This is a genomic window from Flavobacterium sp. RSSB_23 (assembly GCF_051547145.1).
Lineage (GTDB): Bacteria > Bacteroidota > Bacteroidia > Flavobacteriales > Flavobacteriaceae > Flavobacterium.
In genome coordinates this window covers 67,616-86,183 of sequence record NZ_JBPTTO010000003.1, presented here as the reverse complement: position 1 = coordinate 86,183, position 18,568 = coordinate 67,616, and the positions used below count along the sequence as shown (strand labels likewise).

At 32.5% G+C, this 18,568-nt stretch carries 14 protein-coding genes and 2 tRNA genes; 11 read left to right on the top strand and 5 right to left on the bottom strand.

What is annotated here, in order from left to right; genetic code table 11:
- Positions 1 to 39: 39 nt before the first annotated feature.
- Together ACSVH9_RS07120 and ACSVH9_RS07115 are read right to left on the bottom strand one after the other, a co-directional pair.
- Complete coding sequence (locus tag ACSVH9_RS07120) at positions 40 to 2,466, bottom strand: DUF5916 domain-containing protein (protein WP_438063109.1); 2,427 nt, start codon at positions 2,464 to 2,466, stop codon at positions 40 to 42.
- A gap of 150 nt (positions 2,467 to 2,616) precedes the next feature.
- Entirely contained in the window at positions 2,617 to 5,010 is a 2,394-nt protein-coding gene (locus ACSVH9_RS07115) for a DUF5916 domain-containing protein (protein WP_438063108.1), read from the bottom strand.
- A 200-nt stretch (positions 5,011 to 5,210) separates the two neighbouring features.
- Between ACSVH9_RS07115 and ACSVH9_RS07110 the strand changes: the two genes are divergently transcribed.
- A complete protein-coding gene (locus ACSVH9_RS07110) occupies positions 5,211 to 5,942 on the top strand; it encodes a murein L,D-transpeptidase catalytic domain family protein (RefSeq protein WP_438063107.1) in 732 nt (243 codons plus the stop codon).
- On the opposite strand, the gene ACSVH9_RS07105 is transcribed toward ACSVH9_RS07110, so the two are convergent.
- Complete coding sequence (locus ACSVH9_RS07105) at positions 5,931 to 7,520, bottom strand: L,D-transpeptidase family protein (RefSeq protein ID WP_438063106.1); 1,590 nt, start codon at positions 7,518 to 7,520, stop codon at positions 5,931 to 5,933. The genes ACSVH9_RS07110 and ACSVH9_RS07105 overlap by 12 nt on opposite strands.
- A gap of 439 nt (positions 7,521 to 7,959) precedes the next feature.
- Here ACSVH9_RS07105 and ACSVH9_RS07100 point away from each other — a divergent pair.
- Both ACSVH9_RS07100 and ACSVH9_RS07095 read left to right on the top strand, forming a co-directional pair.
- Positions 7,960 to 8,032: transfer RNA gene (locus ACSVH9_RS07100), tRNA-Gly, on the top strand.
- A 93-nt stretch (positions 8,033 to 8,125) separates the two neighbouring features.
- Positions 8,126 to 8,198 (top strand) — tRNA-Gly (locus tag ACSVH9_RS07095).
- A gap of 33 nt (positions 8,199 to 8,231) precedes the next feature.
- Here the strand turns inward: ACSVH9_RS07095 and pepE are convergent.
- On the bottom strand, positions 8,232 to 8,939 hold the full coding sequence (gene pepE, locus ACSVH9_RS07090; RefSeq protein WP_438063105.1) for a dipeptidase PepE: 708 nt from the start codon (positions 8,937 to 8,939) through the stop codon (positions 8,232 to 8,234).
- A 61-nt stretch (positions 8,940 to 9,000) separates the two neighbouring features.
- Here pepE and ACSVH9_RS07085 point away from each other — a divergent pair, with 61 nt between their 5' ends.
- From ACSVH9_RS07085 to ACSVH9_RS07060, 6 genes are all read left to right on the top strand, one after another.
- A complete protein-coding gene (locus tag ACSVH9_RS07085; protein WP_438063104.1) occupies positions 9,001 to 9,825 on the top strand; it encodes a carboxypeptidase-like regulatory domain-containing protein in 825 nt (274 codons plus the stop codon).
- The gene (locus tag ACSVH9_RS07080) at positions 9,815 to 10,537 is read left to right on the top strand and encodes a hypothetical protein (protein ID WP_438063103.1); all 723 of its coding nucleotides are present in this window, start codon (positions 9,815 to 9,817) and stop codon (positions 10,535 to 10,537) included. The genes ACSVH9_RS07085 and ACSVH9_RS07080 overlap by 11 nt, the downstream gene beginning before the upstream one ends.
- Positions 10,524 to 11,252, top strand: a complete 729-nt coding sequence (locus ACSVH9_RS07075; protein WP_438063102.1) for a hypothetical protein — start codon at positions 10,524 to 10,526, stop codon at positions 11,250 to 11,252. The genes ACSVH9_RS07080 and ACSVH9_RS07075 overlap by 14 nt, the downstream gene beginning before the upstream one ends.
- Positions 11,236 to 11,985, top strand: coding sequence for a hypothetical protein (locus ACSVH9_RS07070; protein WP_438063101.1), 750 nt, complete (start codon positions 11,236 to 11,238; stop codon positions 11,983 to 11,985). Before ACSVH9_RS07075 ends, ACSVH9_RS07070 begins: the two co-directional genes overlap by 17 nt.
- Complete coding sequence (locus ACSVH9_RS07065; RefSeq protein ID WP_300977264.1) at positions 11,982 to 12,485, top strand: DUF6702 family protein; 504 nt, start codon at positions 11,982 to 11,984, stop codon at positions 12,483 to 12,485. The genes ACSVH9_RS07070 and ACSVH9_RS07065 overlap by 4 nt, the downstream gene beginning before the upstream one ends.
- A gap of 61 nt (positions 12,486 to 12,546) precedes the next feature.
- Positions 12,547 to 14,790, top strand: coding sequence for a M1 family metallopeptidase (locus ACSVH9_RS07060; protein ID WP_438063100.1), 2,244 nt, complete (start codon positions 12,547 to 12,549; stop codon positions 14,788 to 14,790).
- A 115-nt stretch (positions 14,791 to 14,905) separates the two neighbouring features.
- Here the strand turns inward: ACSVH9_RS07060 and ACSVH9_RS07055 are convergent, their stop codons facing one another.
- A complete protein-coding gene (locus ACSVH9_RS07055; protein WP_438063099.1) occupies positions 14,906 to 16,060 on the bottom strand; it encodes an OmpA family protein in 1,155 nt (384 codons plus the stop codon).
- A 307-nt stretch (positions 16,061 to 16,367) separates the two neighbouring features.
- Here ACSVH9_RS07055 and ACSVH9_RS07050 point away from each other — a divergent pair, with 307 nt between their 5' ends.
- Complete coding sequence (locus ACSVH9_RS07050; RefSeq protein ID WP_438063098.1) at positions 16,368 to 17,027, top strand: YggS family pyridoxal phosphate-dependent enzyme; 660 nt, start codon at positions 16,368 to 16,370, stop codon at positions 17,025 to 17,027.
- A 102-nt stretch (positions 17,028 to 17,129) separates the two neighbouring features.
- Positions 17,130 to 18,491 carry an exonuclease domain-containing protein gene (locus ACSVH9_RS07045; RefSeq protein ID WP_438063097.1) on the top strand — a complete coding sequence of 454 codons (1,362 nt, stop codon included), beginning with the start codon at positions 17,130 to 17,132 and terminating at the stop codon, positions 18,489 to 18,491.
- The last annotated feature ends 77 nt before the right edge of the window (positions 18,492 to 18,568 follow it).

The window sequence follows — 18,568 nt, the reverse complement described above, 5'->3', positions numbered from 1 at the left end:
GGGGATAAATAATCACAAATAAGTAGTTAAAAATTGAATTTAGCTTTTAATAAATTGATTTTTTATTTCATTGTAATCAATGAAATAACGTACACTAACTGACAACGTATGTTGCAACTTTTCATTGGTCAAAAGTCTACTTATATTATCTCCGTAATCTTTATTAATATCACGTTCAAAATTTGCAGAACTGTTGCGATATAAAAATGAAACTTGGCTTCCAGGAGCAAACCACCAAGAATACGACAAGTCCATATTCCAAGAATAAAAACTTGAATTTTTGTTTTGATTGTATCCCAAATAATCTACCAAACGCCCTTTATCAGTTAAGGAAAGAATGTTTTTATTTTCCGCATAAGACCAATATTGGCGAAGTGACAAGTTAAAATTCATTTGACTGTTGATTGAATACTTCCCAGAAACAATGTGAGCATAGGTAATTACATTTCTATTAGCAAATAAAATGACATTGTTACCTGCTGAATCAAAAACATTACCTAAAACATCAATAAACCCTTTATTATTATTACGTCTCGAATAACTAAAATCATAAACCATCGCTAGTTTATCATTAAAACGGTATCTTGGACTAAGAGTAATCCCAATAAAATCTCTCCCAGGTTCATCTGCTCTTGAATATTCTGGATTGACATCAAAAGCAAATTTGTAGTTATAATTACGAGAATAATAAGCCCAAAAACTGTAACTCGTGGGTGCAATAACAAATCTTCCAGCTTGACGTGGTTCATAATAATCATAACGTTCAAATGGATTGAAATTAATTCCAAAGCCATAAGAATTATTCTTCAACGTTTCAATATTGGTGTTGATGTTGATATTGCTTCCCTGAACTTGCCCCGTTTCTTTGTTAAATTGAATGAAGTTATTATAGTTTACTCTAAAACCATTAAAACGTTTGGTTGGGTTTAGAATTCGATAATTGGCATTTCCATAAAAACTGTAATAATTCGTCTCAAAATTGATTCCCAAATCATTGTTATCAAAATCTTTGGTATACATATCTGCTCCTAAACTATAGCGATAGTTCCCAGAGGTTTCTGCAAAATTCAATTGAGTCGCAATACCCGTTTTAATTTTATCTTCATTAACATAACTGTATTTAAAATCACCTGACAAGTTGTAAGTATTCGCTTTGGTATTCAAATCCCAAACCAAAGCAGAAACATTTCCGTCTCTAAAACTACCGTTTCTGGTCACATTAGTATTTACAAAGGCAATTGAAGAATTTTTTCTAAAACGCTGGTCCAAAACCAATACATTATAATTCGCTAAAGGTTCAACCACTTCTTTTCGTGAATCTCCAGTTACAGTATTTGTAATGGTTGCTGTAGTCTTTTCAGTAACCGCATTCAAGACCCCGATACCAAGTCCACCTTTGGTTCTTCCTGAAACTTTTAAAGCATTAATCAAATTTACACTTGCAGGATTATCTGTAATTATTTCATTTGTGCCAGTAGTAGGATAATTAGTTGGTGCACCACCAATTCGTCGAGAATACAACAAATTTCCTTTGCTAAACAAGTCGGTTCCTTCAGTGAAGAAAGGTCTATTTTCATTGAATTGTTGTTCAAATGGACCTAAATTTAAAATTACATCATCATATTTGGTTTGACCAAAATCTGGAATCAAAATGGCATCAAGCGTAAACGCATCGTTAATTCCGTACTTCAAATCTAAGCCTCCTTTTAAAGTACCTTTCGTTTTTTGTTGGTCATTGGCATTCAAATAAAACGATGAATAAGGTAAAAAGAACAAACGTGTTGGGGTTTCTATATTTGCTATACCCGTTAAAACCCCATTTTGTTGCGTGAAGGTTCCTAATTTTGAGTCAATAAAATTCCAAGAGTACTTTTGACGGTCTCTTCGTATTTCTCTAAAAAAGTTAACGCCCCAAGTTTGCACTTTTTCAGGAGAAAAACGCAAAGCAGCATACGGAATTCGCATTTCAACTACCCAACCAAAATCAGTAATCACGGCTTTGCTATCCCAAACCGCATCCCAAGAATAATCTTCTCCATTGGAATCTGTTGCCAAACAATCGGCTTGTCCGTCGGCGGCATTGACAAAGAATTGAAAATTTTGTTGCCCGTCATTGTAACCGTTTATGAAAATTCCAAAAAAGTCAGCCGTACCAAAATCATCTCTTTTTGAGATTTCCTTTAAAATCTTATTGGGCTCATTATCATACATCTTTGCAGCAATGTAAATAGCCGTATTATCATAAAGTACTTTTACTTCAGTTCTTCTTTCGGGTAGTACAGGCTTTCCATTATCGGGTTGAAACATCACAAAATCAGTAGCAGAGGCTACTTGTTCCCAAGATTGTTCATTTATTTTACCGTCAACTACTATAGGAGTTGTTATAAACTTTGTTTCGAGGTTTTTCTTTTGGCTATATACAAAAAAAGTAAAAAGAAGTCCACTGATAAGAAGAAAAAATCTCATAGAATCTGATTGATTGATGATGAATGCGTCTGAATTTCTTTAATAGACTTACTAAATTAAAGTTTGTTACAGTTTTACAAACTAATTTTCATTTCATCATTTCAAAACAAATCTTGATTATTCAAAAAATTATTATTTTGGCTACAAAAACTAAAAACTATTCTTTATGGTATTGTAGTCAATAAAATAACGAATACTTACAGACAGATTAGTGGTCAAATTGTTATTTAAAACATTTTTGAAATTGGTCGAAAAATTCTTTTCAACGGCATCTGTTCTATCTAAAGCAAAATTTCTATATAAAAAAGACAATTGACTACCAGGTGCAAACCACCAAGTATAGGACAAATCAAAGTTCCAAGAATTAAAATTTCGATTTTTGTTTTCGTTGTATAAAGTATTGAGAGCTAACTTTCCGTCATCTTGTAATGTTAGAAATTCATGGTTTTTAGCATAAGACCAATAGTAACGTGCTGTTAAATTAATCGTCATTTTTTCGTTTATCGCATACTTACCCGTAAAATCATGTTGAATGTATTCTCTGTTACGTTCGGCAAAAATAATTCCATCAGTTGTTGTGTCTACCCAACCCCTATCATTTTTTTTATTCAAATAATCGATAGCATAGGCCAAAGACAACTTATCATTAAAGCGATATTTTGGACTCGCATAAAAACCATAATTATACCTTCCTTCTTCATCAAATTTAGCTCCTGAAATGGTTAAATCAAATGTAAAAGGATGATTTCTGTTCATTTCAATTCCAAAATAAGACGATACTCTTTTGGGAATAAAAACATAACGATTGTACTCTCTAGGTTCGTAAAAATCATAGGTTACCAATGGATTAGCCACAAAAGCAAACTCAAAATAATCATTATTTAAAGTAGTTCCTTTTAAAACAGTCTTATACCAAGCCTCCTGAAGTTTTCCAAATGTATTTTGAATCTCGGCATTGAATTCTTGTTCTACTTTAAAAGTATTGAAAACTTTGGTTGGATTGACAATTCTATAACTTCCATTTGCTAAAAAACCATGGTAATTGGTATAAAAAATAATACCCAAATCATTGATATCATAATTTTCAGAAATGTATTTACCTGAAAACAAATAGCGGTATTTTCCGCTAGTTTTAGCAAAATTTATTGCGGTTTTATAACCGTTATAATCCTGAACATCATTGATAGTACTGTACTTAAAATCTCCATATAAATTATACGAATTTGCTTTGGTACTTAAGTCGAATAAAAGCCCAGAAACATTGGCATCTCTAAAACCTCCATTTCGTGTAGTATTCGTGTTGATAAAGGTTACCGATGAGTTTTGATTAAAACGTTGGTCAAAAACTAAAACATTATAATTGGTAAGAGGTTCAATTACTTCTTTTCGTTGAGAATTGGTGATAGTATCTCTAATGGTTGCAAATGTTTTTTCGGTAACAGCATTCAAAAAACCAACACCCAACCCTTTTTGTGTTCTACCAGAGACTTTTACTGCATTAATTAAGTCAACTGAATTAGGATAATTAGTGATTTCTTCATCTTTATTAAGATTAACCTCCGTTGTAGGAGCCAGTCCAATTCTTCTGGAATAAAACAAATTCCCTTTTGTAAACAAATCGGTTCCTTCAGTAAAGAAAGGGCGGTTTTCTTGAAATTGTTGTTCAAAAGGTTCAAGAATCAGAATGGCATTATCAAATTTGGTTTGACCAAAATCCGGAACTAAAATAGCGTCTAAAGTAAACGAATCATTGATACCGTATTTCAAATCCAAACCGGCTTTAAAAGTCGTTTCAGAACCAATGTCATTTCTCTGATTGTATATAGAAGAATAAGGAATTAAAAAAAGACGCGTTGGTGTATCAATATTAGAAATACCCTCTAATATTCCAGCTTGAGGAATCACTGCTCCAATTTTAGTGTCCACTAAATTCCAAGTATATTTTTGAACATCCCTTTTGATTTCTCGCATGAAATTAATTCCCCAAGTTTGCTTTTCTTGATTTGAAAAACGCAAGGCTGCATAGGGTATTTTCATTTCAACAGTCCAACCAAAATCCGTCAGAACGACTTTACTATCCCAAATCGCATCCCATGAAAAATCCTCAAAATCTTCTGTAGCAAGACAATCCATTTGAACTCCAGCAGCACTAACAAAAAATCTAAAATCTTGTTGCCCATCATTAAATCCATTAATAAAAACAGAAAAATGGTCCGAAACTCCAAAAACATCTCTATTGGTTATTTCTCTTTGAATTTTGGTAGGTTCATTATCATACATTGAAGCTGCAATATAAACTGCATTGTTATCATAAATAATTTTAATCTCTGTTTTCTTATCGGCACTTATTGGCTTCCCATTATCTGGTTCAAACATCACGAAATCAGTCGCTACGTCAGCGTTAATCCAAGCTTTCTCGTTAAATTTCCCATCAATAGTTATGTTTTCCGTAGTAGATTTCGTCACTAAAACTTTTTTTTGTGACCAAACCGTATTTTTGAAAATAATCAATAAAACAAGTAAAAACAAGTACTTTTTTTTCATTTTGGGGTGCTTATATACAGTAAAAATATAAAATTTAACATATAAACAAGCTAATGTTAACTTTATTTCATAATATTCACAAGAAAAAATAAATCGACTAAGTGTTAAATTTTATCGATGAAATACACATGCTAAAGATTTAAAACGTATTTATTGTATATTTGCAAACCAAAAACAAGTGATTAATCAAAAGACAATCAATGATTTATAGCGCTTTCCTTACTATTGCTTTATTCTTTTTGAGTTCCTTTTCAATTAACAACTCAGTATCTGAAGAAAATAAAAATCGTAAAAACAAATTTGAACATGCAACTAACTTAAAATCCAAAGCTGATTTAATAGTTGAGTCCGTGTATAACAATTTAAATGCTAATCAATTTATCCTTCCTCAATTTGATAGCTTTTCAGAAGCATTAAAGGGCTATTATAAACTAAAAGAAAAAGGATTGGTTAAAAAAGAAATTTTAACCTTAGTTGATTTTAGTTTGTCATCAAATACAAAAAGACTTTGGGTAATTGATTTAGCAACAAATACAGTATTATTTCAATCATTAGTAGCACATGGAAGAAATACTGGGGAAGAGTTTGCAACGAATTTTTCAAATAAAACATCTTCTTTCCAAAGTAGCCTTGGCTTTTATGTAACGGGAGAAGTATACAAAGGAAAACACGGATTGTCTCTTAAATTAGATGGTTTAGAAAAAGGGATAAATTGTAATGCACGTTCTAGAGCAGTGGTTATTCACGGTGCTGATTATGTTTCTGAATCTTTTATCAGGCAACACAAAAGATTAGGCAGAAGTCAAGGATGTCCAGCATTACCAAATGATTTAACTTTACCAATCATTAATACTATTAAGGAGCAATCGATTTTGTTTATTTATCATCCTTCAAGAAAATCTGAAGAGATAATAGAAAAATTAAGTTCTTAGCTTTTCATATAAAGCAGCATCATAATCATAAATATCTTTTCTGAATTGGAGCTTACCTTTTAAACTCCAAGCTGTCCAATACCATATATAAAGATTGTATTTTTTCTCAATTTTTACATAATGTGTTTTTCTTGTGGCAACAACAGAATCAATTTTTTCTTTGGACCAACTTTCAGAATGATTCAAAAAATACCCTGCTAATTCAAGCGGTTTTTCTACTCTAATACAGCCCGAACTCAACGAACGATTGTTCAAACCAAATAAGTTACGATGATTCGTATCGTGCAAATAAATGCTATGATGATTGGGAAATAAAATTTTCATTTCTCCAAGCGTATTATTAGGGCCAGGCTCTTGGACATATCTGTAATTATGAGGTCTAGAGGCATTCCAATTCTCTGGAGAAACTACATTATTACTCGCATCATAGATTTTAATATTCTTATTTGAAAGATAATTACGATTTCTTTTCATAGCCGGAACTACATCTTCTTTCAAAATAGTTGGAGGTATGGTCCAAGTAGGATTTAGCACAACTGTTTTTAAATACGAATTCAATATTGGTGTTTTTCTTTTATTCGTACCAACTACAACTTTCTGAGTAATTGTAGTATCGTTATTTTCAACTACAATTAATTTATAATCCGGAATATTAACAACTATATAATCTTCATCTGGAACCATCTGAAACCATCTCCAACGCTCAAGATTAGCCAAAATTTGCTTCTTCCTACTGGATTTAGAAAAATTTAATGCCTCAATTGTTCCTGCTCCAATTACACCATCTGGAGCCAGTCCGTGTCTCACTTGAAAGCATTTCATTGCAGCAACAGTTTTAGAATCATAAATTGCCGTCAAACTATCTGAACTATTCAAATCATTCCAAAATAATAATCTTTTTTTTATGCTTATAATTTTAGGATTGGTATCATTGGCAACTATTTTATCTGCAAATGTGATAGAAGAAAAATCAGAATCAGAAAACTCCTCAATCAACTCTAAAGCTTTTTTTAATTGATTGTAAACTTTTGAATTTGGCTTGCAACTATCAATTGTTACTACAAAATCTTTTTTAGCAAATGATTCAGCGAGTAATTCGTTTACATCAAAAGGTGCTCTCTCAATATCCCAATTATTGTATATTTTTTTTGGGTCTAACTTTCCTAGTTTTAAATGAGTCAAAAACAATTGAGTATTTAGAGTTAATACTAAATCATAGTTAATCAAATCCTTCTTTTTAAGAAGAGCGTGTTTGTTTTCTAGTGCTTCTAAAACTTTTATTTTATAATCATCAGGAAACAACCCTTCTTTATGTGAATCCTTTATGGCATTCAAAACGACTTTACGGAGCATATCTGATTGCCATACGGTTTTAAATCCCGTAGCTCTATAAAATTCAAGTAGTTTTTGATTTTCGAAAGATAAAACTATAGCGCTATCAATTTCAATAGCATTACCTTCTACCTTAATTCTTGGTATAATTACAGCTTTAGCTTTTATTGTTTTTACAGAAGTGTCTGTTTGTTTATTACAACTTAGCAACAATAAAAAAATAAGCAAAAGGTAAAATTGTTTCATATTAATTAATTTAAACACAACAGAACTAGAATCAAAAACATAATTCAAATCCCTAATTTCATTTTGATTTAAAATTGATATACTTTGAAATTATGACTATTTAAAATATGTGATTACTAAAACAACTTTCGGGTAAAATAAGTTATGCCTAAAAATCATTTCAAGTCAAAATGAAAAAAAAAGAGATTTCATCTATCATCACTTTCAAAATAACAACATACAATTGACTATTCTTGTCGCACTATTTGGGTGTATTGCTACAAAAGTAACTGCTAATTCATTGTTTTCTTCTATGTGCATCATTTTTTTTATAAAAAAATAAATGTATAACAATTTAGTTTTAAATTAATTATAAACAACTGCCTTTTTTGGGTGATTTTTTTTTGTTCTAAAATTTGCAAATAAGTGAAATGTTTATCTATATTTGCACCACAATAATGCGAAAGTAGCTCAGTTGGTAGAGCTCCAGCCTTCCAAGCTGGTTGTCGCGAGTTCGAGCCTCGTCTTTCGCTCTAAGTAGAATCTGATTCTATTAGTTCTTATAAAATTTTTAAATTTTAACTTGACACAAGTTTTAAATTTATTTATTTTTGAAAAAAATTAATGCGAAAGTAGCTCAGTTGGTAGAGCTCCAGCCTTCCAAGCTGGTTGTCGCGAGTTCGAGCCTCGTCTTTCGCTCTTTAAAAAGCCGAAACATTTGTTTCGGCTTTTTTATTTCAATCCACTCAAGTCAGAACCTGATTCTAGCTCAACAGGCTCTTGGTTTTGCAAAAACAAACGAGCCTTTAAATCTCCTTTTAAAGTAACAACATCTCCTTTTACCTCAAGCCAACTACCTTCTCGTAATCCTAAAACTGGTATTGCATTGAAAGCATGAAACTCTTTAATTCTAGTTTCACGTGTTTCCCCCATATGCTTAGAATCAGGAATAGGGTCTAAATAATGTGGATTAAGATTAAATGGAATAACGCCTAACGTCTGGAAACTTGGAGGATATACAATTGGCATATCATTAGTTGTCTGCATACTCAAGCCACAAATATTGCTTCCAGCACTTGTTCCTAAATATGGTGTGCCGTTTTTTACAGTTTCAGACAATAAATGCATCAAATCAAATTTGTACAACTGACTTACCAAAAGAAAAGTATTACCTCCTCCAGTAAAAATACCCTTAGCATCTTGAATCGCTTTTTTAGGATTTTCAAATTCATGAATTCCTTTTACTTCGATATCAATTTTAGCAAATGCTTGAGCTACTTTAAGAGTATATTCATCATGTGTTATACCACTTGGTCGTGCAAACGGAATAAACAAAATACTTTGGCATCCAGCAAAATGCAATTTTAAATCAGCCATTAAATACTCCAAATACCCACCACCGTGCAAAGTAGATGTACTAGCTATAATACAATTTCTCATTTTTCTTTTTTTTAAAGTGATAAAGGTATAAAAACCAATTTTTAATTAACAAATTTTTACCATGCCCTTAATAATTATTTGGCAGGATATTGAAATACTTTTACCACAATTCAATTTAAAAGTAAGAATGAAATTTTGGTTGACTTTATTTTTTCAATTAGCAATTTTAAACATTGCCAAGGGGCAGCAGCAAAAGGAAATAATGATATCAGGAACTGTGATTTTAAATAACAAAGGAATTGAAGGTGTTTTAATCAAAAATGAAAATTCAAACGAAACAACAAATTCTGATGCTGATGGGCATTTTACCATCAAATGTCAATTGGGAGATATTTTGCATTTTTCATCAATAAGTGTAGAAACAAAAAGAAAAAAAATTACTAAAACCGAGTATCAAAGCACTACGCTTTTGGTAACGCTAAGCTCAAAAACAATAGATTTAAACGAAGTGATTATCAATACCAATACAATAACAGCTGAAAAAATTGGCATCATTCCTGAAAATCAAAAAAAGTATACTCCAGCTGAAAGACGCTTAAAAACCGCAGGAGACTTTAAACCCATTCATCTTTTGAGTATCTTAGGTGGCACTTTACCATTAGACCCAATTATCAACAAAATAACAGGAAGAACGAAAAAACTAAAGAAAGAACTTGAAATTGAGAAAAAAGAACGTTTATTAGAACGGCTAAAAACACTTTATAAAGATGATTTTTATGTGATAAATTTAAAAATTCCAAAAACGTATATAGATTCGTTTAGATATTTTTGTATCGAAAATCAATATTTAGTTTCTTATTTAACTTCTGGAAACAAACAACTTTTAGAGCTGTCAATGAGTGAATTAGCGGTTACATTTAACAAAAAACTATCTAGTGAAGAATAATTTTACCCTTTTTATATTACTTTTTTGGACGTCAATCTTCGTGGGACAAACCATAACTGAGCGAACAATTCAGGGTAGAATTTCGGTAGAATCTAATTTTATTGATGGCGTAAACATCAGAAACGAAACTACTCTCCAAGCCACTACAAGCAGAATTGAAGGCTATTTCAGAATCCCAGCCAATGAAGGGGATATAATTGTTTTTAGTGCCGTCAATCTTGAATCCTTAACAAAAGTCATTACCAAAGCAGACCTTTCGAATAAAGAGCTAAAAATTGAAATGACTCTAAAAAGTATCGTTTTAAAAAACATAACCATCAATAGTCATCCTGAAATTACCGCAGAAAAACTAGGTATTCCAAGTGCTACCAAACATTTTACACCCGCCGAAAGAAAATTGCAAACAGCCACAAAAGGCAGCCTAGACGGAATTTTAAATGGCATATCTGGAAGAACAGCAATGCTCAAAAAAGAAGTTCAAGTAGAGAGAAAAGAAAAACTCCTTGAAAAAATAGAATACCTATTTGAAGAGGAATTTTATATACAAAAACTCAAAATCCCCAAAGATTACATCAAAGGGTTTCAACATTATTGTATCGAAGACCAAGCTTTTGTCAACTCGATGAAGACCAAAAACAAAACAATGAGTGAGTTTTTGATTATCAAACTAGCCGAACGCTACAACCAAATCATTTCAGATGAAAATAAATAAAACGAAAACGCTGTTTTTCTTTTTAGCGACTCAATGTATTTTAGGTCAAGCAAAAGAGGTAAAAACAATCCGAGGAAGAATTTTGGCCAATTCAGGTATTTTCACAGAAATTGAAGTAGTCAACTTAAATTCTGAAAAAAGCGCAAAAGTTAATGAAAATGGGGAATTTACTATTGAGGCAGAAATTAACGATGTTTTATTTTTTGCTTCCAAAAGTTTTGAAGCCTATCGAAAAGTGCTTCAAGCCAATGACTTTTGTGAAGACTTTATCAGCATTGAAATGATTCCAAAAGGCATCGAGTTAGACGAAGTAATTATCAATCAATATGCTACTATCAATGCTCGTGACCTTGGAATTATACCCAAAAACCAAAAATCGTATACCGTAGCTGAAAGAAGATTAAAAGCCAACTCAGGCGGCATAGGAGGATTAATCAATATGCTTTCTGGCAGGAAAGAAATGCTCAAAAAAGAACTAGAAGTAGAGAAAAAAGAAACCAATTTAGCAAAATTAAAACGCTTATTTACTAGTGATTTTTACACAAAATCATTTCATATTGCTGCTGACAAAATCAATACCTTTCAATATTATTGCATTGAAAACAAAAGCTTTGCGAAGTTAATAGAGACCAACAACAAAGCCCAAATGCTGGTGGCTATGCTTCAATTAGCCTCGACTTTTAATGAACTTAACAGCAATGAAGGAAAATTATAGACTAATCTTGTTCTTCTTTTTTGCTTTTGGAGTCGCTTTTTCGCAAGAAAAAAGCAATTTAAAAGGAAAAGTAGTCAATAGTATGGGAGCTGTTGTGAATGGTTCTGTTGTCAATTTGAGTTCCAAAACAAGAACAGCAATTTCAGAGCAAGGTTATTTTGAAATTTTGGCTCAGCCTAAAGACACTTTACTATTTGCTAGTTTGGCTTGCATGCCAAAAAAAGTAATTCTTAGCAGCAAAAATTTCGAACTTCCATTTTTAGAAATAGAACTTGAATTATTTGATAACGAGTTAAAAGAAGTTATTGTTTTGAATCAAAAAGAGATTCGACCTTTGAATCCCAATCTTCAAAACTATATCGATAGAAAATACTATGATGACTCTCAATCATCACCTACCAATCCTTTGATGCCACCAACAACAATTGCTAACGGAACTGACTTTGTTCGACTTTTTAAGGATGTCAAAAAGCTATTTAAAAAGAAAGCATTACAAAAAGACAGAGAAGAAAAACCCATCAATTATTATGTAGAAGTAATTAATAGCGTACACACTGACTTTTTTTCAAAAACATTACAACTCAAAGAAGAAGAAATAATTTTATTTCTTTCTTTTTGCGAAGCAGATAAAAACGCAATAGCGATTTTGACTCAAAACGATTCGTTTCAGTTGTATGATTTTTTGATTAGCAAGAACAAAGAATTTAAAAGTTTAACTACTTTTGGAAAATGAAAAAAACTGTTTTACTCTTCGGATTATTCTTCTTAACCATTAGCCTTTCGTCCTTTGAAATGCATAAATTTTATGTGGCTATATTTCAAGTTCAATTTGTACCTGAAAAGAAAAGGATACAAATCACTTCAAGAATTTTCTTAGATGATTTAAACAAAGCGTTAGAAAAAAAGTATCATAAAAAAACCTCAATTGGAATTGGTTCTGAGAAACCTGAAGAGCTGGTTTTGCTAAAAAAATACTTTTCAGAAAATTTAATTCTAAAAGTAAATGGACAATCCCAAACTTTAAATTACATATCAAGCGAGGTTGAAGAAGATGTTCTGGTTACTTACTTGACAATTAAAGAAATCGCAAAAATTCAAAACCTAAACATTCAGAATTCTTTATTGATGGATTGGAACTCAGACCAGCAAAACATTATGCATTTTACAGCAAATGGCACAAAAAATAGCCTAAACTTTAGCGATTCATCAAAGATACAAATGTTAAAGTACTAATAAAAAGAAAGTAGTTCCGTTAAAATTGCTATTTTCACTGACTTAAATTTCTATTTTATTTATGAAAAAAGCTACCCTACTCCTACTCTTTCCGGCAATGCTATTTGCCCAAGAAAAAACCACCCCAACACCACCAAAACAACAAGGTAAATACGATACCAATAAGTTCAGCCAAATGTATGATTTGTTGGCTACACCTAATATGTTTCGTACTGCAGCAGGAGCCCCTGGTCCAGCCTATTACCAACAACAAGCTGATTACAAAATAGACATCGAATTAGATGATAAAAATTCAAGATTAAGTGGTGCAGAAACCATTACTTATTACAATAATTCTCCAGACAAACTAGAATACCTTTGGTTACAAATGGACCAAAATCAAGCCGCAAAAAACTCTCAATCACCTCTTGCTGAGAGTGAACGAATTGAGACGACTATGGCTCCAAGTAGATTCGCTAATGAATATTTAAAACAAGGTTTAGATAGAGGATTTAAGCTAGAGTATGTAAAAGATGCGAAAGGCAATCCTATGACATACACTGTAAATCAAACAATGATGCGAATTGATTTACCAACACCAATGAAACCAGGAGAAAAAATCACTTTTTCTATAAAATGGTGGTACAATATCAACAATTACCAACAAGATGGAGGTCGTTCAGGCTATGAATTCTTTGAAAAAGATGGTAATAAATTGTATGTAATTGCTCAATTTTATCCAAGAATGGCAGTTTACAATGACGTTGAAGGATGGCAAAACCAACAATTTTGGGGAAGCGGAGAATTTGCATTGCCATTTGGAAATTTTGACGTAAACATTACTGTTCCCGCAGATCACGTGATGGAAGCAACAGGTGAATTATTGAACCCCGCAGAAGTTTTCACAGCAGAGCAAATGAAACGTTATGAGCTAGCTAAAAAGAGTTTTGACAATCCAGTAGTAATCGTAACACAAGCTGAAGCGGAAGCTGCTGAAAAAGGGTTCTCAACCAAAAAGAAAACTTGGAAATTTAGTGCCAAAAACGTAAGAGATTTTGGAATTGCCACTTCTAGAAAATTCATTTTTGATGCAATGGCAGTAAAACTTAGTGAAAAAACTGTAATGGCTACTTCAGTATATCCAAAAGAAGCCAATCCATTATGGGGAGAGACTTCAACTAGAACCGTTGCTCATACTTTAAAAAGTTATTCATCGCATACTTTTGATTATCCTTATCCAAAAGCAGTATCTGTTTCTGCAGAAGACCAAGGAATGGAATACCCAATGATTTGTTGGAATTTTGGTCGTCCAGACGCAAATGGAGTAACGAGTCCACAAGTAAAGAATGGAATGATTGGTGTAATCGTTCACGAGGTAGGACACAACTTCTTCCCAATGATTGTTAATTCTGACGAACGTCAGTGGACATGGATGGATGAAGGATTGAACTCTTTTATGGAATATATGGCGGAGCAAGAATTAGGTACTAATTTCCCATCCAGAAGAGGGCCAGCAAAAAATATTGTTCCTTACATGAGTGGAGACCAAAAATTCTTGGAGCCAATTATGAGTAACTCTGAAAGTATTATTCAGTTTGGAAATAATGCTTACGGAAAACCAGCAACGGCATTGAATATTTTGAGAGAAACAGTTATGGGACGCGAATTATTTGACCACGCATTCAAAACTTACGCGAACCGTTGGAAATTTAAACATCCAACTCCAGAAGACTTTTTCAGAACGATGGAAGACGCTTCTGCATTTGATTTAGACTGGTTTTGGAGAGGTTGGTTTTACTCAACTGACTTTGTTGACATAGGAATAAATGAAGTAAAGCAATATTATGTAACCGATACACCTACTACCGAATTAAAAAATGCAAAAGTTCGTAGAGGTCGTTTTGGTGAAGAAAAAGGACCTTTTGTTTACTTAGTTGAAGGAACCAACTCTGAATTAAAAGAAACTGATAAAAAAGCATTAAAAGTAGAGGAGTTCAAGTTACTAGCTGACTATGTAAACGAAAAACTAACTGCAGAAGAAAAAGCAAGTTTAAATGCTCCTAAATTCTTTTATGAAGTAGAATTCAACAAGCCAGGTGGTTTAATTATGCCAATTTTAGTAGAAATCACTTATGAGGATGGTACTACTGAAAACTTTAAATATCCTGCACAAATTTGGAGAAAAAACAATGACACTGCCAAAAAAGTATACGCTACTTCAAAAGCAATCAAAAAAATCCAAATCGACCCAAAATTAGAAACTGCAGACATTGATGTTACCAACAACAGTTGGCCAAAAGCAGAAGTAAAATCAAAATTTGATTAAGTAAACATAGTATATTTAAATGAAACAAGCCCGAATCCATCGGGCTTGCTTTATTTTAACCTATTTCAGAAAAAAATTAAGAGAAGTAATAGCATTCGTTAAAAATTAACACCTACTATTTCTTAATTTTCACCACCACTCTTCTACTCTTCGCTCTACCTTCTTCTTTACTATTGTCTCCAATAGGATATTTTTCACCATAACCAACAGCCGAAAGCCTACTAGCAGAAATACCATTTGCGACTAAATAATCTACACTTCCTTTTGCGCGTTTTTCAGATAGTTTCTGATTATAATCCTCTTCTCCTAAAGTACTAGTATGTCCCTCGATAAACACATTAACATCAGGATGGTTTTTTAGAAAAACAACTACTTTATCTAAATCCTTTTTATCGGTTTCATTCAAATCAGCTGAATCTCTAGTGTAATATAAAATTATTTCTGGACAACCATAATTTCCAGTTATCCCAGGAGTTTTAGGACACATATCTGCTTCATCATCAATACCGTCACCATCGGTATCAGGAACAGGGCAACCTTGGTATTTTGCCAACCCTTTCTCATTAGGACATTTGTCTTTACTATCAACTATACCGTCACCATCAGCATCTTTTTCAGGTTCTGGTGCAACTGCTACTGCTACTGGCTCCGGTTCACTAGCTCTACTAACTTTATGACCAAAAAGCTTGAACTTAAGTCCTAAATGAAAAGAACTGTTTTTGTAAGGTTCATTTTGAATAGCAGTATTACCATCATCAAAACGAAACATATCCACAAAACCATAACTATATTTGCCATAGATTGTTAATCTAGAATGTGGAGCAAATTCAATTCCACCAGTAACTGCAGTAGACCATTCTTTAAAATCCTCTTTATCAAAATTGTTAAAACTATCGCTTGAATTGGCCAAATAATTAAATTCTGGACCAGCCATAATCGCAAACTTATCACCAAGGCTAGCTTTAAGAAATAGAGGAACAGAAATAAATCCTAATTTGCTTGTTACATTAGTCCCATCGTTGTCTTTGGGAGTATAATCCCTGTGAGAATAGAGCACCTGAGGTTCCAAAGACAAAACATTTCCTAAGGGAAAATTAACCCAAACTCCAGCATCGAAACCAAACTTGTACTTGTAATCGACATTGTCATTAGTAAACTTGCTAAAATTAGCACCACCTAATAATCCTCCAGATACGGTATATGCATTTTGTGAAAAAAGGCAACAACCTGTTAGGAGAAACACAATTGCAAAAATTAAATTCTTTTTCATAATTAATGGTTTAAGTTAAAACATAGAAAATTAAATCTTAGAATAAAATTCAAGTCAAATTTAATTAAAAAAATATCACAACAATCTATTTAACAGACTTTTACATAAAAAAATTAAAAGAAAGAAAATTAAACTAGCCGCAAAATAAGCGGTCAAAAGAATACCATAATCGTTAAATAAAAGATAAAATTTAATCCTTCATAAAAGAAGACAAGCCTCAATGAATGAAAACAAGTATTAATTTAATAAGTTTGCTTTGTGTTCCTCAGTTCAGGAAACTTTGTAAAAAAGAATTAATACAAACGCAATGGCAATAGCTGAAAATTTACTAAAAATAAAAAACTCCCTTCCTGAAAACGTTACGCTTGTTGCCGTTTCAAAAACAAAACCCGTAACCGATTTAATGGAAGCCTACACAGCGGGGCAACGCATTTTTGGAGAAAATAAAATCCAAGAAATGGTCGACAAATGGGAACAAATGCCCAAGGATATTGAATGGCATATGATTGGCCACGTTCAAACCAATAAAGTAAAATATATGGCTCCATTTGTACAATTGATTCATGGAGTCGACAGTCTAAAACTATTAGAAGAAATCAATAAACAAGCTCAAAAAAACAACCGAGTTATTGATTGTTTATTACAAATGTATATCGCCGAAGAAGAATCAAAATTTGGTCTAGATGAAGTAGAATTACAAAATTTGTTGAACTCCTCCACTTTTAATCAGATGAAGAATATTAGAATAGTTGGATTAATGGGAATGGCGACATTTACAGATAATCAAAACCAAATCAAAAAAGAGTTTACCCATTTGAAATCTATTTTTGATACCCTACAAAAACTGAAAAGCGAAAACTGCGAACTAAAAACTATTTCTATGGGAATGTCGGGCGATTATCCATTAGCTATAGCATGCGGCAGCACTATGGTTAGAATTGGAAGCAGTATCTTTGGTGGTAGATAAGCCCCCTAACCCCAAAAGGGGGAAAAAATAATAATTGTAATTATGACGAAAATAATTTTAGATATTAACCAAATATATTCCCCCATTGGGGGCTAGGGGGCTATGTACGCAATACTTGACATAGAAACCACAGGAGGACAATTTAACGAAGAAGGAATCACCGAGATTGCTATTTATAAATTTGACGGTCACGAAATCGTAGACCAATTTATAAGTCTTGTCAATCCCGAAATTCCAATTCAACCGTTCGTGGTTAAGCTTACAGGCATCAATAATGCTATGCTGCGCTCTGCTCCAAAATTTTTTGAAGTGGCCAAACGCATCATAGAAATTACTACAGATTGCGTTTTGGTGGCGCACAATGCCAGTTTTGACTACAGAATCTTAAGAACAGAATTTCGAAGATTAGGGTATGATTTCAATCTAAAAACACTTTGTACCGTTGAATTGTCTCAAAAACTATTACCTGAACAACCTTCGCATAGTTTAGGAAAATTAGTCCGAGCATTAGGAATCCCAATGGCCGATAGACATCGTGCGAGCGGCGACGCTATGGCTACCGTAAAACTTTTTAAGTTATTACTCGAAAAAGATGTCGAAAAAACAATCATAAAAGAACTTATAAAAACCGAAATCGAGAAAGGAATCGCTCCAAAACTCTTGGATATTGTACAAAGTATGCCTTCTAGAACTGGAATTTATTACATCCATAACGACAAAGGCAACTTAATTTATATTGGCAAAAGCCGAAACATAAAAAAGAGAATCAACCAACATTTTACTGGAAAATCCAATAAGTGTAAAAAAATTCAAACCGAAGTTTTTGCCGTAACTTATGAAGAAACTGGAAGCGAATTGATTGCCCTGCTCAAAGAAAGTGAAGAGATAAAAGTCAACAAACCCATATTGAATCGCGCACAACGCAAAAGTATTTTTCAATTGGCGCTTTATACAGAGAAGGACAAAAATGGCTATTTGAACCTAAAAATTCAAAAATATGATGGAAGAAAAAAAGAAATCACTTCATTTTCTTCTTTGCAGGAAGCCAAAAATACCTTGTTCAAGATTACAACTAAATACCATTTGTGTCAAAAATTAACTGGCTTGTATCAATCCAAAAAAGAATGTTTTCAATACGGAATAAAAGAATGTGACGGAGCTTGCATAGGAGAAATCACCCCTGAAGAATATAATCAAAGGGTACATCAATTCCTCAAAGAAAATGATTTTGAGACGCAAAATATGATTGTAATAGACAAAGGTCGCAACATCAGCGAGCGTTCCGCAGTGCTTATTGAAAACGGAATTTACAAAGGATATGCTTTTTATGATTTAAATTATCAGATTACAAATCCAGAAATATTAAAAAATATTTTAGTGCCCATGCAAAACAATCGAGATGCTAAAAATATAATCCAAAGTCAAATTCGAAAAAGTAAAACACTAAAGATTATCCACTTTTAATAAAGAGCTATTCCTGCTGTACATTGCAACTCCTCGCGATTAGAGTAGTTTTTCTAAGGCATAAAAGGAGCTTCCGT